The sequence below is a fragment of the Pigmentiphaga aceris genome, from assembly GCF_008119665.1.
Classification (GTDB): Bacteria; Pseudomonadota; Gammaproteobacteria; order Burkholderiales; family Burkholderiaceae_B; genus Pigmentiphaga; species Pigmentiphaga aceris.
In genome coordinates this window covers 486,738-511,074 of sequence record NZ_CP043046.1, presented here as the reverse complement: position 1 = coordinate 511,074, position 24,337 = coordinate 486,738, and the positions used below count along the sequence as shown (strand labels likewise).

The following is a 24,337-nucleotide window of genomic DNA, read 5'->3' as shown; positions in this document are numbered from 1 at the left end:
GGATGATGGATAGATAGGCGACCGTCAGTCAGGCCTGGGGGAAACCGCCCCACCGGGAGACGCCGACACGTGCGCGAGCACATACGCAAGCAAGGCATCCGCACTGAACGGTTTGGACAGGAACCCGATCGCGCCGGCGGCCAGCGCCGCATCGCGCAGTACGGCGTCAGCATGGGCAGAGACGAACACCGTCGGGATCTGCACACCCTGGCGCAGCAGTGCGGTTTGCACATCCAGCCCGCTGACCCCTTTCATCCGCACATCGATGATCAGCAATGCGGTGTCGCGCACGACATCGGCGCTGAGAAAGGCTTCGCCAGACGCAAAACTGCAACTGTCCAGGCCCACCGATTTCAACAGCCGAACGAGGGCGGTTCGTACCGATTCATCGTCGTCCACGATGCAGATCACGCCGTCACCCTTGCCAAGTCAATGCCTCGCCTCAATGCCCTGCACCAATGTCCCGCTGCTTCACGGCCACTGGTCAGGCTAGGCGATTCCGGCGCGCGCGCCTATTCACCCTTGGTATAGGTGCGAGGCTCAGGCGGGATCAGTCCGAGGTGTCGACAGATGCATCATCGCTTGATGCATCGCCGGCCAGCCCCGTGGCTGACGATGACGCAGCAACACTGAAACCACCCGGATTCAGACGTTCGGCCATGCGTACCAGTTCGGCCAGCGACCCGGCCTGCATCTTGTCCATGACCTTGCGTCGCTGCACTTTCACGGTGATTTCGCTGGTGCCGAGTTCTGCAGCCACCTGTTTGTTCAACAGGCCACGCACCACGTAGTCCATGACCTGCCGTTCACGCGCGCTCAGCGTCGCGTAACGGGCCGCCAGCGCGCGCACTTCGATACGGTTGGATCGCAGCGACTCATCCAGCACCAGGGCGCGCTGCACGGCCTCGAGCAGTTCCTCGTCTGAGAATGGCTTGGTCAGGAACTCGACCGCACCGGCTCGCATGGCGGTCACCGTCATGGGAATCGTGCCATAGCCGGTTACAAAAATGATGGGCAGATCCCAGCCTCGATCGCACAGCAGCTTCTGCAGGTCCAGGCCACTGGCCTGGGGAAGGCGCACATCGAGAATCAGGCAGGCGGGGCCATCGGGTTCCGATGCCAGCAGGAAATCGGCCGCACAGGCAAACCCTTGTGCTGGCAGCTGCACAGACCGCAGCAGCGTCAGGATTGCGCGACGCATGGCGTCGTCGTCATCCACCACAAATACGAAGGGAGATGCCGCGGTGGTCACGGTGCGTGAAGGACAGACATGGACAAGACAGGGCTCTGGGAAGCGCTTTGAATAAGTCTTATTGTGCCCCAGCGCGGCGCGGCGTTCTTGCCCACGGCCGCCTGTACCCGGCCGACCGGGCATTTGCCTGTCGGGACGCTGCCCGTCAGCGCCCTGGGATCGGGCATGACGAACAGCGACCTTGCCGCCTTATTGCGCCATCAGCTCGGCAAAGCGTGCGATGTCGATGTTGCCGCCGCTGATCAGCACACCAATGCGCTTGCCCTGCAATTGCGCCTTCATCTGCTTGGCCGCAGCAAAGCCCAGGCAGCCGGTGGGTTCGACGATCATTTTCATGCGAGCAGCGAAGAAACGCATGCACTCCACCAGTTCTTCGTCGGTGGCAGTCAGCACATCGTCCACATCGCGGCGGATGATGTCGAAGGTGTAGTTGCCCAGATATTGCGTCTGCGCACCGTCGGCAATGGTCTTGGGCGTGTCGATGCGCACGATGCTGCCACTGCGAAACGATTGCTGGCCGTCATTGCCGGCAGCAGGTTCGACGCCGTAGATCTTGCAGGCGGGCGACAGCGCACGCGCAGCCAGCGCAGAACCGCTCAGCAGTCCACCACCGCCCAGCGGTGCAAAGAACGCATCCAGCGCACCCACTTCATCGAACAGTTCCTTGGCAGCCGTGCCCTGGCCGGCGATCACGTCAGGATGATCGTAGGGCGGGATCAGGGTCATGCCATGCTTTTCAGCCAGCGTGCGGCCGATCTGTTCGCGATCGTCCTTGTAGCGGTCGTAAGTCACCACGTTGCCGCCATACCCCTTGGTGGCAGCGATTTTCATGGCAGGTGCATCTTCGGGCATCACGATGGTGGCAGGAATGCCCAGCAACTTGGCCGACAGTGCAATGGCCTGCGCATGATTGCCTGACGAGAATGCCACCACGCCGCGCTCGCGCTGCGTGGCGTCGAACTTCGACAAGGCATTGAAGCCGCCACGGAATTTGAAGGCACCCATGCGTTGCAGGTTTTCGCACTTGAAGAACACCTCGGCACCAAGTGCTTCGTTCACGGTGCGGGAGGTCAGTACGGGCGTGCGATGCGCATGGCCTTCGATGCGCTGGGCGGCGGCGACAACATCGTCGTAGGTAGGAGCAGTGCGTGTGTTCATGACGTCGACTTGAAGTGGATTACCAAGGCCAGGCAATGCTTGCGCCCAGGCCGGTTGCGGATGCGCGCTCGTGAATGAGGCGCGCGACGGTCAGGTCCTGCAGCGCAAGCCCTGTCATATCAAAAATCGTGATGTCGTCGGGTTTTCGATTCACCGTGATATGCCCGGTGAACACGTCGCCCAGCTCGTCGCAATGCGTGGTCGGTGCCCACTGGGTCTCGCCGATCTGCGTGGCCTGTTCCCGGTCATCGACAAACAGGCGTGCACGCGCCAGCAAGCCTGGCGGCAACTCGCGCTTGCCACGGGTATCGGCCCCCACGCAGTTCAGGTGTGTGCCGGGCTTGACGGCCTGTGCATCGAACAAGGCACCGCCGCCTGGCGTGGCGGTGATGACCACATCGCTGGCCGCCACGGCGGCATCCGGGTCGGTGGCGCAGACAAGCTTGCAGCGATCCTGGAAGCGCGCTTCGAACGCATCGTCACGAGTACGCTGCGGTGTCACATAGCCGACTTCCGACAGCGCGGGCAACACGCGCAACGCGAATTCCAGCTGGATGCTGGCCTGAACACCAGAACCGAAGACGCACACCCGTGTGCTGTCTTGCCGCGCCAGATTCTGCAAGCCCAGTGCGCCCGCTGCGCCAGTGCGCACGGTGGTGATGGCATTGCCGTCGATGATGCAGGTGGGCCGACCGGTGGCCGGGTCGATCAGCATGATGGTGGCCTGATGCGGCTCACCGCCAACCTGGCGGTTGGACGGCCAGAACCCCGCCGCCTTGAAGCCAAGCAAGCCTTGTGATGCCACATCGCCAGACTTGATGCCAAAGATGCCGCCCGTGGACAGCGCTTCACGTACCACCGGGAACACGCGCCCTTCGCGTTTGCTGTGCAGCACAAAGGCTTCACGCACGGCGGTCATGACCTGATCGGGCTGCAAGACGGCTTCGACGGCCGCCTTGTCCACCATCAACAAGCGTGCATCACTTGGCATAGCTGTACGCCGATGCACGCGAAATGCCCAAATGGGCCGCGACGGTTTCCATGGATTTGCGAACGTCCAGCAAGCCTGCCTCCTTGAGTTCTTTCAATAGTGCCCGGCGATCTTCGGCCTTCAGGGCTCGCGGGGTGGTAGCCAGCCGCGCGGCGATCTGGTCGATGCGCGCGCGGATGGCGTCGGCACCGGCCGGGTCAAGCGATTCGCGCGGGACCGCGTTGGCATCCATCGCCACGAACTGGCCCATGGCGCTTTGCAGGCTGTGGAACAAGCTGAGATCGACATTCATGCACAGCGCGGCAATGTATTGCCCGTCTTCATCCTTGATGCCGATCGAGGTGCTTTTGGCCTGACGACCATCGGCAAACCGGTTTGGATAATTGGCCACCACCTGCGCATAGTCGGGGTCAAGAATGCGCATCAGCCCCAGCTCGGTGGCGGGGCTGCCAACCTCACGTCCGGACAGATTGTTGTGAATGGCCAGGATGGCGTGCTTGGGATCCAGCAAGTCGTGCACGGCGACTTCGCAGAAAGGGGCGAAGGTTGCGCCAAGGCCTTCGGCGACCTGCAGGAGCTGGTCAAGCAGCACGCGCTGCGTATCGGTTCGTGTGGTCATCTGGATATTTTGTCCAGATTTAGACTAAAGGTCAATTATCGATATCGACCTGCGGTGAGCACCCGTTGAATCACGCTTGGCAATTACGTCTCTTTGCTATTCCTCAGCCACAACTCATCCAAGTGAATGAGACGAAAATATGGCAGATCGGCGAGTATGGCGGCGGTCGGACTCGTCGCCGATGCAACTGATAGCGGGCTACGCCTCGCCATGAATAAACGGACTCCCTGACGTACCTCGATACGCAGGATCCGATCCGTCTGGACGTCATTGATGCTGTTGAAAAAAACCCTGCTGCTGAAAAAAGCGGCTGTGATGCTGTTCAGCGTGGGCACCCTGAGTGCCTGCGGTCAACAAAACGAGCCGCCGTCAGAGGCTGGCATGACCCTCAACCCTGAACAGTTGAAAGCCCTGAACACCGATCGCAGTCTGGAGAACCGACGCGTGTCTGTCGTCGGCTACCCCTTGATATGCAACCCGGCGACCGCGTACCGCCCAGGTGAAGTGGCGGTCATCGAGATCCACGCCCAGCAGGATTGCAGCAGCCCTCAGGTGGCCAAGGCAAACATCACGATTGCTGGAAAAGACGCCGCCAAGCCGCGCTTTCGCATACTCGATCTTCAACCGCGCAACCTGATGCTGCTTGACCAGTTGATCGACAATGAGACCACGACCTTCATCTCGGACGACTATCAGACCATCCCGCCCAAGACGTCCGTCCGGGTCACCGGCGTGGTCACCTACCCCTATGGCGACAAAAGCAGAATCCCTGTGCTGGACAAGGTTGCGCTGGATGCAGGGTTTTAGAGCACTCAGGCCGGCTTGTTCGCCTTGGCCGCCGCGCGCTGTTCCATGATGGTGTCTGCGTCGATCGCGGCCTGCTCAAGCGTGCGCATCGATTCGTTGTCGTCATGCGCAATGAAAAACCCCGCCGCCTGCGCCTTCACCACGAACTTGACCGCGCCCGACTCGGTCACGTCGTAGTTTTCGTAGATCACCGTCGTGACTTCGTCCAGATACTCTTCGTAGGTCATGCGCGTTCCCTTGCTTGTTTTTTTGATGCTTATCGCTGAATTCGTGTGGCCGATTCGTATTGCTGATTCGATGCCCGCGCCGCGCAAAAGCGCCGACGCCTGAAAGCACGGTCGTGCCATCCGCGCCGCCATTATGCGCGATGCGCACAACCAGCAAGCCGACATACCTGCCACACACAGACATCGCGCAATACCGGGTGTGCCAGCGTCATTTCAGCGCCACACGGCAGAACAAAAACGTCCGGAAAGAACGCTTGGCAGCCCACAATCCGGGCCGGTAAAGTCCAGACGTTCCGGGCAAATCCTTCTACACCCACAACGCCTGGAACGCGCAGCACGCATCGCTTCTTCCCACCGCCATTGGAGGCACGCATGACCCATCTCTGGGGACGGATTACGTCGATCAACGTACGCAAGGTTGTCTGGACCGCACAAGAGCTTGGGCTGAACCTGCCCCGTACCGACGCGGGTGGCACCTTCGGCCATACGCAAGACGCGGAATATCTGCGCCGCAATCCCAACGGTCTGGTCCCGATGCTGGAAGACGACGATGGTGCGGTGGTGCTGTGGGAGTCGAACGTGATCGTGCGTTATCTGTGCGCGCGGTATCCGAAGCAAGGGTTGCAAGCCCCGCTGTACCCGGAAGCCCTGCCCGCGCGTTTTGAAGCAGAAAAATGGATGGACTGGCAGCAGACCTCGCTGAACAAGGCCGGTCGCCTGGCCTTCCTGCAACTGATCCGCACCCCGGCCGCCGAGCGCGATCCGGCAATCATCGCTCAATCGGTTGCCGAGACGGAACCGCTGCTGGCCATGCTGGACGCGCATCTGGCCACGCACGAATACATGATTGGCGATCATTTCACGATGGCCGACATTCCCATCGCCTGCGAGGCGCATCGCTGGTTCAACCTGCCGCAACCGCGCTCAACCTGGCCGCACCTGGAACGCTGGTACGAAGCCATGCGTACGCGCCCGGCCGCTGTCGGGGTGTTGGACCAGACGCTGTCCTGATCTTGCACTTGAAGCGCCACCTTGCGTCGCTCAAGCCGCTTCAGCGCGTGATGCGGGTTCCTTGGCCTCGTTTCAGCGCTCTCGTTGTCGCGGTCTTGCCTTGCAATACCGATTCCCTGGTGCAGCGCCACCTTGCGTCGCTTCACCAGGTCTTCGCCGAGGCATTGGCCCGAGGTATGCTCCTCCCCTTTCTCAGGAGCCACCATGCGTTTGACCGATATTCCCTTTGGCACCACCGACTGGGCCCAGCTTGAGCGGGTACCGCACGCGGGCGAAACCGGCGTGGCGCACTGGCGCACTCGCCAATTCGGGGATATCCGGGTACGGATGGTGGATTACAGCCCCGGCTATCTGGCGGACCACTGGTGCAGCAAGGGCCACATTTTGTTCTGTGTGGCTGGCCAGCTCGACACCGAACTGGAAGACGGTCGCCGCTTTGTACTGACCCCGGGCATGAGCTACCAGGTAGCCGATGGCGCCGAGCCGCATCGGTCCTCTACCGAGATCGGTGCAACGCTGTTCATTGTCGATTGAATGGCGGCTTCCCTGCTGCGGTGTAGCCAGTAAATTTTCCAGCCGTATTCCTGATGCCCCTTGGCGTATCCGTTGTCCCACGGACACGACAAGGCCAGGGCGGTCTGACACGCAGCGATACCTTTATTTTTCCGCCATCGCGGTAAGCTCGTGTGTAGACCCGGCGTAAAGGCCGAACTGCAGCGCAACGTAGCTGGATAGATACGCATCGACCGACTGGCTTGAACTGCACCGTTTGAACTGCAGTTCTCGAGCCAAACCGGTAGCCGAAGGGTGTAGAGCTGCCTGTGCAGCCCCTTTTCATCGACCCACATCGATCCGTCATCGTCAGCCTCAGTCGTACCTGCTTCGCCCGTATCAGCCCACCTGCATTGCCCCACCCACGATCTGCGCGCCCCCAATGTCTTCTTCCGTTCTGCGACTGCCAAACACCCTGGCTTTGCTGTGCCTGCTGGCATTAATGCCGGCTGCGCCCGTGTTGGCCCAAGACACTGCCAAGTCGCTGGACAAGGTGCCCGGACTGATCAAGACCCCTGAAGGCCGCGCCACCTGGGACGAGCAGATGCTGGGCAAACCTGCGCCTGACGGCCTGGGCGTGAAGCTGCCTGTCGGGCTGAATCGCAATGAGCTGCTGGACTTGCTGGTACCCCAACAGGAATTTCATCGGGTATCGCTGGTGGGTGCCAAACCCTGGCCGCGTCGCAAGGACAGCTACGTGGTGATTGTCTGCACGCGAGCGGAAAACGAGCCCGCCCCCCGCGAACCGGAATGTGCGCGCCAAGGTCGTGACAGTGCCCAACCGGCGGTTTATGTCGGTGTGGTAGAACTGGTGCAGGGCAGCCCGCCACGCCTGATTGCGGCCAGCGGACCGGTAGACCGCAAAACCAGTTGGTTGAACAGCGACCTGCCCGCCTCTCCTGTCGCCGCGGAAGACGACCCCAAGGGCTTGATCGCCCCTGAACGCTGGCAGCGCTTTGATCTGGCTCCGTACCTGATCCGCGCAGACACCTATGCCTTCGGCCTGCGTGCAAGCTGGTCGGAAGGCTATGCAGGCGGCGGCGCGTCGTTCGAAGCGCTTTACCTGTTCGCCATTCAAGGCGACAAGCTCAAGGTGGTGATGGCGGAACCCATGTCTGCGTTCCAGGACATTGCGGGCGACTGGAACCCGGACCAGACCCGCAACCATGACATCTATGAAGACGCCAAAATTCTGGTGGTGCAATCCAACCGCGCCACCGACGGTTATTACGACCTGGTCTTGAAGTCCAGGATAGAAGGGACCACGCAACGCCTGAAGTGGTCCCAGGCAGCACAGACCTACCGTTAGCAGGCCCGCTGTCGCCGAAGATTCGGCGCGCGCCTGCTGGCTTTCTACATTTGGATAGATATATGGCTTCATCCCAAGACAACGTCAGCATGGCGGTGTTCTGCGACTTCGAAAACGTTGCACTCGGTGTGCGCGACGCCAATTACGAACAGTTCGACATCAAGCCGATCCTGGAACGCCTGTTGCTGAAAGGCAGCATCGTGATCAAAAAATCCTACTGCGACTGGGATCGCTACAAGGGCTTCAAGAAGCCCATGCACGAAGCCAATTTCGAGCTGATCGAAATTCCGCACGTGCGTCAGTCAGGCAAGAATTCGGCCGACATCCGCCTGGTCGTGGATGCGCTCGACCTTTGCTATACCAAGTCGCACGTGAACACCTTTGTGATCATCAGCGGTGATTCGGACTTTTCGCCACTAGTGTCCAAGCTGCGTGAGAACAACAAGCAGGTGATCGGGGTCGGCGTAAAGCAATCGACGTCCGACCTGCTGGTGGCCAACTGCGACGAATTCATCTTCTACGACGACCTGGTGCGTGAGAACCAGCGCCGGGCAGCCAAGCGCAATCCCGGCACACGTGAATCGCAACCGGCCAACAACCGTTCGCCAGAAGAAGAAAAGCGTCGCAAGGAAGACATTGCCAGCCGTCGCAGCAAGGCCATTGAACTGGCGGTCGAAACCTTCGATGCGCTGGTGCTGGAACGTGGCGACGGCGGCAAGATGTGGGCGTCCGTGCTGAAGGAAGCCATCAAGCGCCGCAAGCCCGATTTCAACGAAAGCTATTACGGCTTCCGCGCCTTCGGCAACCTGCTGGAAGAAGCGCAAGCGCGCGGCCTGCTGGAATTCGGCCGCGATGAAAAATCAGGCACCTACGTGTACCGAGGCACCGGCAGCGCCATTGATGTTGAACCGGGTGTGGATCGCGTGGAACGTACTGCTGGTACGGACACAGATGCTCCCGCATCCAGCAACAACCGACGTGAACCCCGCAAACGCGGTGGCCGCAATGGAAACTCGCGCCTGCGTGACAATGCCGCCAACCAGGCAGACGCCGTGCAGGGCGAGCAGGCAACACTGCCGCTGGCAGGCGCGGAAAACCGCAGCGGGTTTGCGCAAGACCAGCGTGATGACCACGCACCGACCGACGTTGAGCAACCGTTTTCGCAAAACAGCGGTGTCGATAACTGGATGAGCGTCCAGAACGACTCAGATGACGATGCAGCAGACGACGTGACCGATGCCTCAACATCGGCACCGGCATCCGCAGCAGAACGTCAGGTCGGACGACGAGAAGACAAACGATCCGGCGAAAAGACCGGACGCGGTGCCCGCAACCGAGGCGGACGTCGCAACCGAGACAATGCCGACGCCCGTCAGAGTGGCGATCAAGCCTGGCCCGTCGCGCAAGACGAATCCCCCCTGCCGGCATGGAATGAGCTGCCGGCATCGTCAGCAACAGGCCCGCAGGCAAATCCGTTTGAAGATGCGCCGCGCGCACTGCGCGATACCAAGACCGAATCGGCTGCCGCGGTGCGTGAACCGCAGGATGGCGCGGCACAAGCATTGGCACAAGTATCTACGCAAACCTCGACGCAAGATTCAAGCGCAGATTCAGCGTCGGGCGCTACGCGTAACTCGACCCGCGAATCTCGTGGCCCTGCGCGCGGCCGCACGCGTGAAACCGGTCGCAATCGTGGGCGCGGCGCAAACAGCAGCACTGCCAACAGCACCGACGCAGCCCCGGTCGACAAGGCAGCAATAGCACCTGCATCAAACGCCAACGAAGCACCTGCCGCATCTGCGACGAACGCAGCAGCGGCACCCGTTGCCACGCCTCCGGCTGCCAAACCCTTCATCGGCAACGCCTTCTTGTTGCCTGAATCGGCACAGGCACCCACCACCAAGAAAGCAGCCACCGTCACGCGCGCGCCCCGCCGTCGGCGCGCAGCAGACCCGGCTGAAGCAGGCGCAGAGAACATCAGTGCCGCCACTGCCGTCGACAAGCCCGCCGCCGTCGACGCGCCGGTTGCAGCCCCGAGCAAGAAATCTGCTGACCAGGAAAAGTCAGCGGACAAAGAAACCAGCAGTGAGGCGGCCACCGACGCCAAACCCGCAGCACGCAAGACCCCGGCACGCAGCCGTCGCCCGCGCAAAACCACGTCCGCACCGGACGCGGGATGAACAACAGGAAGTACCCATGAAAACAGTCTGGATTGCCGACGCCGCCTACCTATTCAACTACGGCAAGAGCCGCCCCGGCGGCATCGACTACCTGAAACTCAAGAACGAACTCGAACGCGCCAACGGCGAGCCGATCCACGAGGCCTATTACCTCAACTCGATCTCCGAGCCGCTCAACGACGCGCAGAACTCGTTCCATTCGTGGATCAAATCGGCCGCCCCCAAGGGGCCGAAGATGCGAGTGCAGTTGTACAAGTTGAAAGACCTGCACAACAAGTGCCCCGCCTGTAGCCACCAGTTCGACCGGCCGGTGCAAAAAGGCGTAGACGTGGGCATTGCCACGCTGATCATCAAGCTGGCCGTACAGAACGTGTACGACCGGCTGATCCTGTCAGCCGGTGATGGCGACTTCGAAGATGCCATCTCGTACATCAAGTCTGACCTGCACAAACAGTTCTGGCTCAACGGCGCGACCACCACGCTGTCGACCGACCTGCAGTCCTATTCCGACCGCGTACTGTGGCTGGACGACATGACGCCGGCAATCGACAAGGGTGAGTTTCAGCGTTGATGGGTTGGGCGCTGGCGAACTAAGTGCCAGTGCGGTAAGTGCCAATGTGTTAAGTGCTGATGGGTCAGGCGCTACGCCGAGCGGAGCGTGCGCTTTTCCACCACTTATTCGCGCGCAGCGATTGCGTCGTGGCTGCCCATCCAAGCGGACGACGCACCCTGGTTTGGTCCTCAACGACGCATACGATGAAGACCAAAGGCCACGCGGTGCTATTGCTTAACGCAGCGAGACAGTCGCTTACCCGCTTGATCTTCAGGACCGCACGACGAAGACAAATCAGGGACCGCTGTAACGCCGTGCCACTGTTTGCTGCAGGAAAGCGGGTGCCTGTAAATCTAGCCCTCAGCGACGTGCGACGATGAAGAGCCGGGGGAACGGCAACAACACGGTGCCGTCTTTCAGCGCCGGGTAGGCATCGGCAATTGCCGCCTGATAGCTGGCCAGGAAAGCCTTGCTCTCATCGGCATCCAGCTGCGCCAGATAAGGCAACAGCGCCGATCCCTTGAACCACTCCACCACGGCAGCAGCCCCTGCCAGCGGGTGCATATACGTGGTTCGCCACACGTCCACATGGCTGCCGTGTTCGCGCAGCAATTCATAGTAGAAGCTCGCACTGTGGCGAGGTGGGTGCTTGATGCCGCCGATCTTGCCGGCCCACGGCCCATTTGCCGCGGTCTCGCGCGCTAAGCGGTGCGCAGGCTCTTCAAGATTGTCCGGTGTCTGAATCGCCAGATGGCCGCCCTTGGCCAACTTGCCAAGCAACTGCGGATACAGCGTTGCATGGTCAGGCAGCCACTGCAGCGACGCGTTCGCCAGAATCACATCGTATTGCTGCGACGGTGCCCAGGTGCCGATGTCGGCCACGTCAAAGTTCAGCGCAGGCAAGCGCTTGCGCGCCGCCGCGACCATATCTTCCGAGCTGTCCAGCCCGGTGACCGTCGCATCAGGAAAGCGGGCCGCCAATACCTCGGTGGAATTCCCCGGACCACAACCCAGATCGACGGCAACACGCACATCTTGCGAAGGTAGCGCCGCCACCAGATCCCGTACGGGACGAGTACGTTCGTTCTCAAAGGCCGAATATTGCTTGGCAGACCAGGTCACAGCGTCTTCCTTGAAGAAGGTGGTTGGTGAAAAGTTCAGAAGAAGAACTCCCAAGCCACAAGCGTAAGCCTGTCACAGCATGACTTCAAATGCCAAAATAAGCACTTTCCCATACCTTGCAGGTATTCCGTGATCGAGCTTCGGCAACTGCGCGCTTTTGTGGTCATCGCAGAAGAAGGCCACATCACACGAGCCGCCGCGCGGCTGGGCATGCAGCAGCCGCCACTTACGCGCTTATTGCATGGACTAGAACGTGATCTGGGCGTGCCACTGATGGAACGCTTCCCAAAAGGCGTTCGTCCCACTGCCGCAGGCACCGCTTTATTGGCTGAAGCGCGTGCCGTATTGCAGCGCGCGGCAGGCATCAACGATGTCGTCAGCCGAGCCGCACGTGGCGAACAAGGAAAACTGGCATTGGGATTCACCAGTTCGTCGGCACTCAATCCTTTCGTACCCAGCGTGATCCGCACATTCCGCCAAAGCGTGCCAGGCGTATCGGTTGTGTTGGACGAGGCAGGCACCGCAGAACTGGTGGACGCGTTGATGCACGAACGCCTGGATGCAGCGTTTGTGCGTTCACAGCTGGCACACACGACCAACCTGACCAATCTGATCAATACGCCGGGCCTGCGCGTCGACACCATTCTGCGCGAACCGATGGTGGTAGCGCTTGCAACCGATCACCCGATGGCGCAAGCATCAGGTTCACCAGTGCCATTGTCTTCGTTGGCCAGCGAAGCTTTTGTGCTGTACCGACGGCCTGCCGGCCCCGGTTTGTACGATGCACTGCTGGCTGCCTGCAAAGCAGCTGGTTTCAGTCCAACCGTAGCGCAAGAAGCACCACGCATGACTGCAACGATGAGCTTGGTCGCGGCAGGTTTGGGAATTTCAATCGTACCGGCTTCGATGGCCAGGTTGCGTGGTGATGGTGTGGTTTATAGAACGCTGAGCGGGTGCCCTGGATTGCTTGCACCGCTATACCTAGCGAGCAGAATAACGGACCGTTCGCCGATTTTGGCGCGTTTTATAGACACGGTGGTGAAGCAGGCAACCCGAGATGACAAACAGATGGCCGATTAGCAGTCGGCTTATGCGAACACAGCTTGACCAAATCCGATCTTCGAATGTCGCCTTTCCTGCTTCGGGCCGTTGAAACGAAGCGTTTGAAAAACTCGATTTATGCCAACACTCATGCTTTGGCTGCAAGAAACTCGACTTTCACACCCCCCTATTTTTGAGTATTCAGGGTGGTTTTCATCCCGTGCAGGCGTTAAAAAGCCCCTTCGATGAGGGGCCTTATGCATGAAACATTCAATCCCCCGGGGTATTCGTGATCTGCAAAGGGTGGAGGATGAGGCGCAGTTTTCTGTGCCGCGTTGCTCTGCATGTAATCTATTTTCCCGTCGCACAATGACAAAACCCCACCTGTTTTCACAGATGGGGTTTTGCGTATAACTAGCCTGACAATGACCTACTTTCACAGACGTCCGTCCACTATCATCGGCGCAAAGGCGTTTCACTGTCCTGTTCGGGATGGGAAGGAGTGGTTCCACCTTGCTATGGTCGTCAGGCATAACTGGTTGGCGGGTTGTTCGTGTCGGCTTGATCTTTCGATTAGCCGACAACTATGAGCAACCTGCCCAATTTGGAGAGAAGCATAATTATACGTGTGTTTCGAGGCTGTGTATATCGTTATATACAGAGCGTCTTGCAGGTGTTCGGGTTGTGACCATATAAAGACACGAACGCTACAACCGCCAGGGTTATAGGATCAAGCCTCACGGGCAATTAGTACTGGTTAGCTTAACGCATTACTGCGCTTCCACACCCAGCCTATCAACGTCCTGGTCTCGAACGACCCTTCAGAGAGATCAAGTCTCTGGGAAATCTTATCTTCAGACGAGTTTCCCGCTTAGATGCCTTCAGCGGTTATCTCTTCCGTACATAGCTACCCGGCAATGCCATTGGCATGACAACCGGTACACCAGAGGTACGTCCATTCCGGTCCTCTCGTACTAGGAACAGGCTCCGTCAAATTTCCAGCGCCCACGGCAGATAGGGACCAAACTGTCTCACGACGTTTTAAACCCAGCTCACGTACCTCTTTAAATGGCGAACAGCCATACCCTTGGGACCGGCTACAGCCCCAGGATGAGATGAGCCGACATCGAGGTGCCAAACACCGCCGTCGATATGAACTCTTGGGCGGTATCAGCCTGTTATCCCCAGAGTACCTTTTATCCGTTGAGCGATGGCCCTTCCATTCAGAACCACCGGATCACTATGTCCTGCTTTCGCACCTGTTCGACTTGTCAGTCTCACAGTTAAGCACGCTTATGCCATTGCACTATCAGCACGATTTCCGACCGTACCTAGCGTACCTTCGAACTCCTCCGTTACCCTTTAGGAGGAGACCGCCCCAGTCAAACTGCCCACCATGCACTGTCCCCGATCCGGATAACGGACCAAGGTTAGAACCGCAAATAAATCAGGGTGGTATTTCAAGGTTGGCTCCACGACATCTAGCGACATCGCTTCAGCGCCTCCCACCTATCCTACACAGACCGATTCACAGTCCAATGCAAAGCTACAGTAAAGGTTCATGGGGTCTTTCCGTCTAGCCGCGGGTAGATTGCATCATCACAAACACTTCAACTTCGCTGAGTCTCGGGATGAGACAGTGTGGCCATCGTTACGCCATTCGTGCAGGTCGGAACTTACCCGACAAGGAATTTCGCTACCTTAGGACCGTTATAGTTACGGCCGCCGTTTACCGGGGCTTCGATCAAGAGCTTGCACCCCATCACTTAACCTTCCGGCACCGGGCAGGCGTCACACCCTATACGTCCACTTTCGTGTTTGCAGAGTGCTGTGTTTTTATTAAACAGTCGCAGCCACCGATTCTCTGCGACCCTTTCACGCTAGGCACGCAAGTGCTTCACGCTACCAGGGCATACCTTCTCCCGAAGTTACGGTATCAATTTGCCGAGTTCCTTATCCCGAGTTCTCTCAAGCGCCTTAGAATATTCATCCCGTCCACCTGTGTCGGATTGCGGTACGGTCTTGTTTAACTGAAGCTTAGAGGCTTTTCTTGGAACCACTTCCGATCACTTCGCTGCTTAAAAGCTGCTCGTGCCACACCCTTGATTTACGTACCCGGATTTGCCTAAGTACCATCTTCGATGCAGCAACGGGGACTTCCAACACCCCGATGACGTTCCGCGATCCGTCCCCCCATCGCATTAAACAATGGTGCAGGAATATTAACCTGCTTCCCATCAGCTACGCATCTCTGCCTCGCCTTAGGGGCCGACTCACCCTACGCCGATGAACGTTGCGTAGGAAACCTTGGACTTACGGCGAGAGGGCTTTTCACCCTCTTTATCGCTACTCATGTCAGCATTCGCACTTCTGATACCTCCAGCAACCTTTACAAGTCACCTTCGCAGGCTTACAGAACGCTCCCCTACCACGCATGGATATGATCCACGCATCCGCAGCTTCGGTATATAGCTTAGCCCCGTTACATCTTCCGCGCAGGACGACTCGATCAGTGAGCTATTACGCTTTCTTTAAAGGATGGCTGCTTCTAAGCCAACTTCCTGACTGTCTATGCCTTCCCACTTCGTTTCCCACTTAGCTATATTTGGGGACCTTAGCTGGCGGTCTGGGTTGTTTCCCTCTTGAGTCCGGACGTTAGCACCCGGTGCTCTGTCTCCCAAGCTGTACTTCCAGGTATTCGGAGTTTGCAATGGTTTGGTAAGTCGCCATGACCCCCTAGCCATAACAGTGCTCTACCCCCTGGAGTAATACTTGAGGCACTACCTAAATAGTTTTCGGGGAGAACCAGCTATTTCCAGATTTGTTTAGCCTTTCACCCCTATCCACAGCTCATCCCCTAATTTTTCAACATTAGTGGGTTCGGTCCTCCAGCACGTGTTACCGTGCCTTCAACCTGGCCATGGATAGATCATCTGGTTTCGGGTCTACACCCAGCGACTGGACGCCCTATTCGGACTCGCTTTCGCTACGCCTTCCCTAATCGGTTAAGCTTGCCACTGAATGTAAGTCGCTGACCCATTATACAAAAGGTACGCAGTCACCCCACAAGGAGGCTCCTACTGTTTGTATGCACGCGGTTTCAGGATCTATTTCACTCCCCTTCCGGGGTTCTTTTCGCCTTTCCCTCACGGTACTGGTTCACTATCGGTCGATTACGAGTATTTAGCCTTGGAGGATGGTCCCCCCATATTCAGACAGGATTTCACGTGTCCCGCCCTACTTGTCGTACGCTTAGTTCCACGAAAGACATTTCGTCTACAGGGCTATCACCTGCTATGGCCAGACTTTCCAGACTGTTCGACTATGACTAACGCTAAAACGTACAGGCTCATCCGATTTCGCTCGCCACTACTTTCGGAATCTCGGTTGATTTCTTTTCCTCGAGCTACTGAGATGTTTCAGTTCACCCGGTTCGCTTCAATAGCCTATGTATTCAGCTAGAGATACTCCTTGCGGAGTGGGTTTCCCCATTCGGAAATCTGCGGATCAAAGCTTGTTTGCCAGCTCCCCGCAGCTTATCGCAGGCTACAACGTCCTTCATCGCCTGTAATCGCCAAGGCATCCACCACGTGCACTTAGTCGCTTGATCCTATAACCGTAGCGGCTGGCTGACTTCCAGCGCCAGGGGTTATAGAACCTTGGTCTTACAGCGTTTGTGCTCCGGCCGCTTGCGTGGTCACGATGTAGGTTAGACATCGCGACCGCAGCCGGATTTATATATGCAATCACAACCCGTTATGTTCGCAAGATCTGTCACACTCAAGGAGTTAACCTAGAGGTTCGAGATTCACGAAACACACTTTATTGTTGTGCTTCTTCCAAATTGTTAAAGAACATAACAGCCGCTGAACAAAATTCAGCCTTCAACGCAGTCAGCAAATAATTTGCCGTCATCGTTCAAGCCTGAACTCTATGCAGATAAGTACACAAGACTTCGATCACACATCCGATGATGCTGCGATCGTGAAGATCAGTAAGACTGGTGGAGGTTGACGGGATCGAACCGACGACCCCCTGCTTGCAAAGCAGGTGCTCTCCCAGCTGAGCTAAACCCCCCAGGGTCTTGCGTAATTGCCGCGCAGTATTTCAATCAAATTTCGTCTAAAGAACTGGTGGGTCTGGTTGGATTCGAACCAACGACCCCCGCCTTATCAAGACGGTGCTCTAACCAACTGAGCTACAGACCCTCAGACTTCAACTTGATTTACTGCAACAGCCGATAAGCGTGGACGCTTGCTTCAGGCGCATTTCGCTCTGAAAGGAGGTGATCCAGCCGCACCTTCCGATACGGCTACCTTGTTACGACTTCACCCCAGTCATGAATCCTACCGTGGTAAGCGCCCTCCTTACGGTTAGGCTACCTACTTCTGGTAGAACCCACTCCCATGGTGTGACGGGCGGTGTGTACAAGACCCGGGAACGTATTCACCGCGACATGCTGATCCGCGATTACTAGCGATTCCGACTTCATGCAGTCGAGTTGCAGACTACAATCCGGACTACGATCGGGTTTCTGGGATTGGCTCCCCCTCGCGGGTTGGCAGCCCTCTGTCCCGACCATTGTATGACGTGTGAAGCCCTACGCATAAGGGCCATGAGGACCTGACGTCATCCCCACCTTCCTCCGGTTTGTCACCGGCAGTCTCATTAGAGTGCCCTTTCGTAGCAACTAATGACAAGGGTTGCGCTCGTTGCGGGACTTAACCCAACATCTCACGACACGAGCTGACGACGGCCATGCAGCACCTGTGTTCCAGTTCTCTTTCGAGCACTCCCAAATCTCTTCGGGATTCTAGACATGTCAAGCGTAGGTAAGGTTTTTCGCGTTGCATCGAATTAATCCACATCATCCACCGCTTGTGCGGGTCCCCGTCAATTCCTTTGAGTTTTAATCTTGCGACCGTACTCCCCAGGCGGTCAACTTCACGCGTTAGCTGCGCTACCAAAACCCGAAGGTCCCGACAGCTAGTTGACATCGTTTAGGGCGTGGACTACCAGGGTATCTAATCCTGTTTGCTCCCCACGCTTTCGTGCATGAGCGTCAGTATTATCCCAGGGGGTTGCCTTCGCCATCGGTGTTCCTCCACATATCTACGCATTTCACTGCTACACGTGGAATTCCACCCCCCTCTGACATACTCTAGTCCGGTAGTTAAAAATGCAGTTCCAAGGTTGAGCCCTGGGATTTCACATCTTTCTTTCCGAACCGCCTGCGCACGCTTTACGCCCAGTAATTCCGATTAACGCTTGCACCCTACGTATTACCGCGGCTGCTGGCACGTAGTTAGCCGGTGCTTATTCTGCGGGTACCGTCAGTTACGCCGAGTATTAATCGACGCCGTTTCTTTCCCGCCAAAAGTGCTTTACAACCCGAAGGCCTTCTTCACACACGCGGAATGGCTGGATCAGGGTTTCCCCCATTGTCCAAAATTCCCCACTGCTGCCTCCCGTAGGAGTCTGGACCGTGTCTCAGTTCCAGTGTGGCTGGTCGTCCTCTCAAACCAGCTACGGATCGTCGCCTTGGTGAGCCTTTACCTCACCAACTAGCTAATCCGATATCAGCCGCTCCAATAGTGCGAGGTCCGAAGATCCCCCGCTTTCCCCCTCAGGGCGTATGCGGTATTAGCTACTCTTTCGAGTAGTTATCCCCCGCTACTGGGTACGTTCCGATACATTACTCACCCGTTCGCCACTCGCCACCAGACCGAAGTCCGTGCTGCCGTTCGACTTGCATGTGTAAGGCATTCCGCTAGCGTTCAATCTGAGCCAGGATCAAACTCTTCAGTTTAATCTCTAGTTTTTTCCTACTTAAGGGGACTGCAGCAACCCGAAGATCACGACAGCTTCCCAGTAGGTCGCTTGCTCAAAGGAAATGAAGATTGGGATCGAGACTTGCGTCTCTGGTCTTACTCTTTATTTCTCAAGTGAGCACTTAATTTCTGTTCGCTAGCCAGCAAACCAATCCGAAGATCGATCTGCCGGCAGCGCCGTCATTCAAGCGCCCACACTTATCGGCTGTTTAGTTGTTAAAGAGCGTTCGGCCAATCAAGTCATCGACTTAATCGCACCCGGCATCGCTGCCGTTTATTGCTAATTCTTACTTACTAACCGTTTCGCTATTTACTGCGTCGCGATCAGCGAGTCGTGCATTCTACACTGTTTTCGTTACTGCTTTCAACTCATCGTTGCAAACTTTCTAACTCATCAACTTGTTTCGCCAACTAGATCAACTTTCGCCAACCTTGCTTGCTAACCGCCGACTTGTTTTTGCACCGCCAAGCCCAAAACTATAACACGAAAACTTCACACCACAAGCTGAAATGTCTTTTCAGCTGATCAACTGAACTTCCAGTAGATCGGGTGTCGCTTGGCCAATTCAGAATCTTATTCCGAACCGCTTCGCTATTTGCTCACCGCTGTTTTTGTAGCGCCGAGCCAGAAACTATAGCACGATAAATCCAGGCTTGTTTCGCCTACGTGAAATTTTCTTTGCTCAAACTTTCGAACTAAAAAAACTTCACGCCGCTTGCTCATCAGAACTGCGGCTTTCGCCTCATCCCAACTCGCTGTTTCTGCCTTGCTGACCCCGCCGCTTGCGCGTCGTGTTCAACAGGGAGGCGAATTATGCACACGTATTTCGGATGTGTCAAACGCTTTACAGAGATATCCCTTATTTACGCTGACGAAGTGCCAGCGCCACAAGATCTATGGAAGAGCTCAGTCGCCACGCCTGCTCTACATCGTTCCATCCCACACCAAACAACCCCTCTACATAGAGAGCCACTCGGGAAGTAGTTGCTGCCTGGATACCTGTAGGCCAAGTCCAATGCTCTAATATATAGAGGGTGCACTGCGTCGCAGACAGTCGCCGCACCGTGTACGCTCCCCTCTCTCTATATATAGAGGCTCCGCAAAGGGCCGCCCCTTCTGCCCTTCTGCCCTTCTGCCCTTCTGCCCTTCTGCCCTTCTGCCCTTCTGCCCTTCTGCCCTTCTGCCCTTCTGCCCTTCTGCGCTAACGGCGAGTAACGTCGGCGTCCCACCAGTCACGGCTACGTCCGCCGCCAACACATACAGCGCCAACGCCTATCCCCTGCGAAGTCGCAGATCGAAGCCAGCGCGGAACCGCCCCGCCACGACGCCGTTAAGAAGCGGTCGCCCAAAACGACGATGGCCCTCTATATATAGAGGGCCATCCGGGAAATCCGCTCCCTGTGCACAAGCAGGCATCTCTGCCCTGTGGACAAGGTGAACTGGCTGACACATCTACAGCGCCAGCCAGCCTTGTCTTACTTGCGTTCCTTCATCACCGACGGGCCTTGTTCCGCCAGGTCCCAGAACATGCCGGCCATGATGCCCAGCGCTTCACGGGTCAGGTCGCCCAAGATGTGTTCATCCGGTGCATGTTGCGAACATGCCGGGTAGGAGTGCGGTACCCACAGCGTGGGCAGGCCCAAGGTTTCCGAGAACACTTCGTTCGGCAGCGAGCCGCCCAGGTTGGGCAGCAGTGCCGGGCGCTTGCCGCTGGTCTTCTCGATCGAAGCCAGTGCCCAGCGTACCCAGGCGTCGTCCGGGTCCAGACGGGTGGCGGCCATGCGGACTTCGTTGCTGCGCAGTTCGACATCCTGGAAGCCGTGGTCATCCAGGTGCTTGCGGATGTGGGCCAGGAAATTCTCGCGATCACTGCCAACCACATAACGCATGTGGCAGTGGGCACGTGCGGTGGGCGGGACGGCGTGGACGGGCATGGCGGGGTTGCCGCTGGTGAAGGCCAGCACTTCCATGCTGTTCCAGCCGATGACTTGTTCCGATGCGCTCAGGCCCGGTTCGCCCCAGGTCGGGTCGATTTCCGGATCACCCGGGTCGCCGCCGATTTCGATGTCGGCCAAGGCGGCGCGCACGCTGGCGGGAATTTCCGGCGGACGCAGGCCGTCGACCAGGATCTTGCCGTGGGCGTCGATCATGCTGGCGATGGCGTGCGACAGGCGGATGGCCGGATTGGCCAACAGGCCGCCCCAGTTGCCCGAGTGGTGACCACCGTCGCGCAGTTCCACGTGCAGGTTGAAATTGAAGACGCCGCGCGAACCCAGGAACATGGTGGGGCGCGAGGACGACACGCGCGGGCCATCGGATGCCAGGAACACATCGGACTTCAGTTCGGCTGCGTACTGCTTGCAGACTTCGTTCAGGCCGGGCGAGCCGTCTTCTTCACCCATTTCCAGGATGATCTTGACGTTGTAGCCCAGCTTGCCATTGCGAGCGGCCAGCACTTGTTCGAGTGCCGACAGGTTGATGGTGTGCTGACCCTTGTTGTCGGCAGTGCCACGGCCGTACCAGCGGTTGCCTTCGACCACGATTTCCCAGGGCTTCAGGCCGTCGCGCCATTGCGCGTCGTAGCCGCGCACCACGTCGCCGTGACCGTAGGTCAGTACGGTGAATGCCGCGCCTTCTTCGATGCGCTCGGCCAGCAGGAAGGGCTCTTTGCCGGCGATGGGGTTGTCGACCACGCGGCTGGTGAAACCCAGCGCGGCCAGTTGCGGGGCGATTTCTTCGTTCAGGTAGGCAAGCAGGATCGGGCCGCTGTTGGCGTCCTGGCTTTCGGTGCGATAGGCAACGCGGCGCGCCAGCGTTTGCTGGAAGCGTCCATCATCGAAGCTGGCCAGCGTGGCATCGATGGCTTCTTGGCGGCTCATGAAACTTTTCCTCTGGGTGGGTGAAGGGCAAAGAGCAGCGAGATCACAGTGTCTCGGTGCTGAGTTCGGGAATGCCGAGTCCTGGTTCGGGCGTCAGCACCGAGGCCAGCAACATGCGGGTGTAGGGGTGTTCCGGGCGGGCGAAGATCTGTTCGCGCGTGCCCTGTTCCACGATCTTGCCACGGTGCATGACGGCGACCCGGTCGACCAGGTGTTCGACCACACCCAGATCATGGCTGATGAACAGGTAAGTGAGGCCGAATTCGGCCTTCAAGTCCAACAGCAGGTTCAGTATCTGGGCCTGCACTGACACGTCGAGCGCGGAAGTGGGTTCGTCGCAGATCAGGATGTCGGGGCGAAGGACCAGGGCGCGGGCAATGGCCACGCGCTGTCGTTGACCGCCGGACAACTGATTCGGGTACTGCGTGTGCGTGCGTTCCGGCATGCCGACGATGTCGAGAATGTCGCGCACTTTCTTTTTGCGTTCCGCGTCGTTGCCGACCTTGTGCAGTTGCAGCGGCACGCCCACGATGTCGCCCACGGTACGGCGCGGGTTCAGGGATGAATATGGGTCTTGGAAGATCGGCTGAATGCTGCGGGCCAGGGCCAGGCGCTTGCTTGGGTTGATTTCCTTGCCGTGGATCAGCACGTTGCCGGAACTCGGTTCCAGCAGACCCAGCAGCATTTTGGCCAGCGTGCTTTTGCCGCAGCCCGATTCACCGACCAGGCCCAGCGTTTCGCCACGACGAATGCGCAGCGAGACGCCATCGACCGCTTTGATCATGCCAGGCGCGCGGAACAGGCCGCGTTTCAGTCGGTAGGTACGGCTCAGGTCGCACAGTTCAAGCGCGATATCGTCGGTGCTCGATGCGGTGGAGGCGTGCGTGTTCATGCGGTCTCCAGGGATGCGAGCGGCACGGCATCGACGCAGAGCGCCGTGTGGGTGGGATCGACCTGTACGTTGGGCGGGGCGATGCAGGCGTCGCGCACGTGGGCGCAGCGGTTGGCGAAGGTACAGCCTTCGATCTTGCCGATCAGGCTGGGCACCACGCCGGGGATGGATTGCAGGCGGCTGCCTGGTTCCGTCTTGCCGCGAACCGGGATGCAGTTCAGCAGGCCGCGGGTGTAGTGGTGAGAAGGATGCGTGAAGATTTCGCGCACCGGGGCGTTTTCCACGACCTGCCCCGCGTACATGACGGAGACGTTGTCGGCGATGCGGGCGACCACACCCAGGTCGTGCGTGATGAAGACCACGGCCGTGCCGAATTCCTTTTGCAGTTCGCGGATCAGGCGAAGGATTTGCGCCTGGATGGTGACGTCCAATGCGGTGGTGGGTTCGTCGGCGATGATCAGGTCGGGTTCGCACATCAGCGCCATCGCGATCATCACGCGTTGGCGCAGGCCACCCGACAACTGGTGCGGGTACTGGCGCATGCGATCAGCAGCCATGGGAACACCGGCACGCTCCAATAGATAGACCGCGCGGTCGCGGGCTTGCGCAGCGGTGACTTTCTTGTGCGCGTGCAAGGCTTCGCACAGCTGATCGCCCAATGTATAGGACGGGTTCAGCGAGGTCATCGGCTCCTGGAAGATCATCGACATGCGGGAACCGCGCAGGTTCGCCATGCCGCGCTCGTCCAGCGATTGCAGGTCGATGCCGTCGAACCGCATGTGGTCGGCGCTGCGTTTGGCCTTGCTGGGCAGCAGGCCCATCAAGGCCAGCGAGGTCATGGATTTTCCGCAACCGGATTCGCCCACCAGACACAGCATTTCGCCGCGTTTGACCTGGATGTCGATGCCACGCACGGCCTGCAGGACGCCGCGCTCAGTAGGCAGGTCGACCTTCAGGTTTTTGATGTCGAGCAAGAGACTCATGGCGCGTTCCTTAATTGCGGCCGTCGGGCGCGGTCAGGTCGCGCAGCCCGTCGCCCAGCAGGTTGATGCCAAGCACCAGGGTCGCCAACACAATGCCGGGGATCAGGATCACCCAGGACTGGAAGAACATGTAGGCCTTGCCTTCGGCAACCATCAGGCCCCAGGACGGGGTGGGCGGTTGCACGCCCAGGCCCAGGAAGGACAGCGTGGATTCCAGCAGAATCGCGTGCGCCATTTCCAACGTGGCCACCACCAGCAGCGCGCTCAGCAGGTTGGGCAGCAGTTCGCGGATGACGATGTAGGGCGTGGATGCGCCCAGCGATTTGGCGGCGGCGATGAATTCGGCGTCGCGCAGTTGCTGGGTGGCGGAACGGGTGACGATGGCGAAGCGATCCCACAACAACAGGCCCAGCAGCAGGATCACCACGTTCAGCGATCCCCCCACCAGCGATGCCATCGCAAGGGCGACCAGCACCACGGGCATGGCCAGACGGACGGTCAGGATGTAGCTGACGACGGCATCGACCCGGCCACCGAAGTAACCGGCGAGCACGCCCATGGTGGTGCCGATGACACCGGAGATCAGCGTGACAGCCATGCCGATGATGAGCGACACGCGTGCACCGTACAGCAGGCGGCTGAGGTAATCGCGCCCCAGTTTGTCGGTACCCAGAATGAATTCCCAGCTGCCTTTGTCGTACCAGACCGGCGGGATCATGCGGCGGGTGACGTCTTGTTCGTAGGGGTCGTGCGGGGCGATCCACGGGGCCAGCAGTGCGGCGACAGAAATCACCAGCAAGATGATCGCGCCGAGCGTCAGGCCGTGGTGACCAAGCACGCGCTTGGTCCAGCGCCGCCAGGCGGGGATGACCGGCAGTGGCAGCGGCTGTTTGCCGAATGTGATGGGGGGAGATGACATGGTGTCGGTT

Annotated in this window: 17 protein-coding genes, 2 tRNA genes, 3 rRNA genes and 1 pseudogene; 7 read left to right on the top strand and 16 right to left on the bottom strand. The window is 58.6% G+C overall.

Annotation, left to right across the window (positions count from 1 at the left end; translation table 11 throughout):
• Positions 1-24: 24 nt before the first annotated feature.
• The 5 genes from FXN63_RS02160 to FXN63_RS02140 form a co-directional block, all read right to left on the bottom strand.
• Entirely contained in the window at positions 25-411 is a 387-nt protein-coding gene (locus tag FXN63_RS02160) for a response regulator transcription factor (RefSeq protein WP_148812406.1), read from the bottom strand.
• A gap of 139 nt (positions 412-550) precedes the next feature.
• Positions 551-1,252, bottom strand: coding sequence for a response regulator transcription factor (locus tag FXN63_RS02155; protein ID WP_281290856.1), 702 nt, complete (start codon positions 1,250-1,252; stop codon positions 551-553).
• Between the two features lie 189 nt (positions 1,253-1,441).
• Positions 1,442-2,410, bottom strand: coding sequence for a threo-3-hydroxy-L-aspartate ammonia-lyase (locus FXN63_RS02150; protein WP_148812402.1), 969 nt, complete (start codon positions 2,408-2,410; stop codon positions 1,442-1,444).
• 19 nt (positions 2,411-2,429) lie between these two features.
• Entirely contained in the window at positions 2,430-3,401 is a 972-nt protein-coding gene (locus FXN63_RS02145; protein ID WP_148812400.1) for an ornithine cyclodeaminase family protein, read from the bottom strand.
• Positions 3,391-4,020, bottom strand: a complete 630-nt coding sequence (locus tag FXN63_RS02140; protein WP_148812398.1) for a helix-turn-helix transcriptional regulator — start codon at positions 4,018-4,020, stop codon at positions 3,391-3,393. The genes FXN63_RS02145 and FXN63_RS02140 overlap by 11 nt, the downstream gene beginning before the upstream one ends.
• 273 nt (positions 4,021-4,293) lie before the next feature.
• Between FXN63_RS02140 and FXN63_RS02135 the strand changes: the two genes are divergently transcribed.
• Positions 4,294-4,827, top strand: coding sequence for a hypothetical protein (locus FXN63_RS02135; protein WP_148812396.1), 534 nt, complete (start codon positions 4,294-4,296; stop codon positions 4,825-4,827).
• A 5-nt stretch (positions 4,828-4,832) separates the two neighbouring features.
• Here the strand turns inward: FXN63_RS02135 and FXN63_RS02130 are convergent, their stop codons facing one another.
• Entirely contained in the window at positions 4,833-5,054 is a 222-nt protein-coding gene (locus FXN63_RS02130; protein ID WP_148812394.1) for a hypothetical protein, read from the bottom strand.
• 372 nt (positions 5,055-5,426) lie between these two features.
• Here FXN63_RS02130 and FXN63_RS02125 point away from each other — a divergent pair, with 372 nt between their 5' ends.
• The 5 genes and pseudogenes from FXN63_RS02125 (at position 5,427) to FXN63_RS02105 (ending at position 10,677) form a co-directional block, all read left to right on the top strand.
• Positions 5,427-6,065 carry a glutathione S-transferase family protein gene (locus FXN63_RS02125; protein ID WP_148812391.1) on the top strand — a complete coding sequence of 213 codons (639 nt, stop codon included), beginning with the start codon at positions 5,427-5,429 and terminating at the stop codon, positions 6,063-6,065.
• Between the two features lie 204 nt (positions 6,066-6,269).
• Positions 6,270-6,599: a DHCW motif cupin fold protein gene (locus FXN63_RS02120; RefSeq protein WP_148812390.1), complete on the top strand. Its 330-nt coding sequence runs from the start codon at positions 6,270-6,272 to the stop codon at positions 6,597-6,599.
• 400 nt (positions 6,600-6,999) lie between these two features.
• A complete protein-coding gene (locus tag FXN63_RS02115; RefSeq protein WP_148812388.1) occupies positions 7,000-7,926 on the top strand; it encodes a hypothetical protein in 927 nt (308 codons plus the stop codon).
• A 62-nt stretch (positions 7,927-7,988) separates the two neighbouring features.
• Positions 7,989-8,817: pseudogene (locus FXN63_RS27365) on the top strand (NYN domain-containing protein); the annotation flags it as partial.
• A 1,305-nt stretch (positions 8,818-10,122) separates the two neighbouring features.
• Positions 10,123-10,677, top strand: coding sequence for an NYN domain-containing protein (locus FXN63_RS02105; protein ID WP_148812386.1), 555 nt, complete (start codon positions 10,123-10,125; stop codon positions 10,675-10,677).
• 342 nt (positions 10,678-11,019) lie between these two features.
• On the opposite strand, the gene tam is transcribed toward FXN63_RS02105, so the two are convergent.
• A complete protein-coding gene (gene tam, locus FXN63_RS02100; RefSeq protein ID WP_148818833.1) occupies positions 11,020-11,781 on the bottom strand; it encodes a trans-aconitate 2-methyltransferase in 762 nt (253 codons plus the stop codon).
• Between the two features lie 129 nt (positions 11,782-11,910).
• Between tam and FXN63_RS02095 the strand changes: the two genes are divergently transcribed.
• Positions 11,911-12,861, top strand: coding sequence for a LysR family transcriptional regulator (locus FXN63_RS02095; RefSeq protein ID WP_148812384.1), 951 nt, complete (start codon positions 11,911-11,913; stop codon positions 12,859-12,861).
• 378 nt (positions 12,862-13,239) lie between these two features.
• On the opposite strand, the gene rrf is transcribed toward FXN63_RS02095, so the two are convergent.
• From rrf to FXN63_RS02050, 9 genes are all read right to left on the bottom strand, one after another.
• Positions 13,240-13,352 (bottom strand): 5S ribosomal RNA (gene rrf, locus FXN63_RS02090).
• Positions 13,353-13,548: 196 nt separating this feature from the next.
• Positions 13,549-16,432 (bottom strand): 23S ribosomal RNA (locus FXN63_RS02085).
• Positions 16,433-16,823: 391 nt separating this feature from the next.
• Positions 16,824-16,899, bottom strand: a tRNA-Ala gene (locus FXN63_RS02080).
• A gap of 54 nt (positions 16,900-16,953) precedes the next feature.
• Positions 16,954-17,030, bottom strand: a tRNA-Ile gene (locus tag FXN63_RS02075).
• 70 nt (positions 17,031-17,100) lie between these two features.
• Positions 17,101-18,631: ribosomal RNA gene (locus FXN63_RS02070) — 16S ribosomal RNA — on the bottom strand.
• Together the 16S, 23S and 5S rRNA genes with 2 tRNA genes alongside form the textbook arrangement of a ribosomal RNA operon.
• Positions 18,632-20,129: 1,498 nt before the next feature.
• The gene (locus FXN63_RS02065) at positions 20,130-21,533 is read right to left on the bottom strand and encodes a M20 family metallopeptidase (protein ID WP_148812382.1); all 1,404 of its coding nucleotides are present in this window, start codon (positions 21,531-21,533) and stop codon (positions 20,130-20,132) included.
• A gap of 43 nt (positions 21,534-21,576) precedes the next feature.
• Complete coding sequence (locus tag FXN63_RS02060) at positions 21,577-22,425, bottom strand: ATP-binding cassette domain-containing protein (RefSeq protein ID WP_148812380.1); 849 nt, start codon at positions 22,423-22,425, stop codon at positions 21,577-21,579.
• Positions 22,422-23,408, bottom strand: a complete 987-nt coding sequence (locus tag FXN63_RS02055; RefSeq protein ID WP_148812378.1) for an ABC transporter ATP-binding protein — start codon at positions 23,406-23,408, stop codon at positions 22,422-22,424. The genes FXN63_RS02060 and FXN63_RS02055 overlap by 4 nt, the downstream gene beginning before the upstream one ends.
• 10 nt (positions 23,409-23,418) lie before the next feature.
• On the bottom strand, positions 23,419-24,327 hold the full coding sequence (locus FXN63_RS02050) for an ABC transporter permease (RefSeq protein ID WP_148812376.1): 909 nt from the start codon (positions 24,325-24,327) through the stop codon (positions 23,419-23,421).
• Positions 24,328-24,337: the final 10 nt, after the last annotated feature.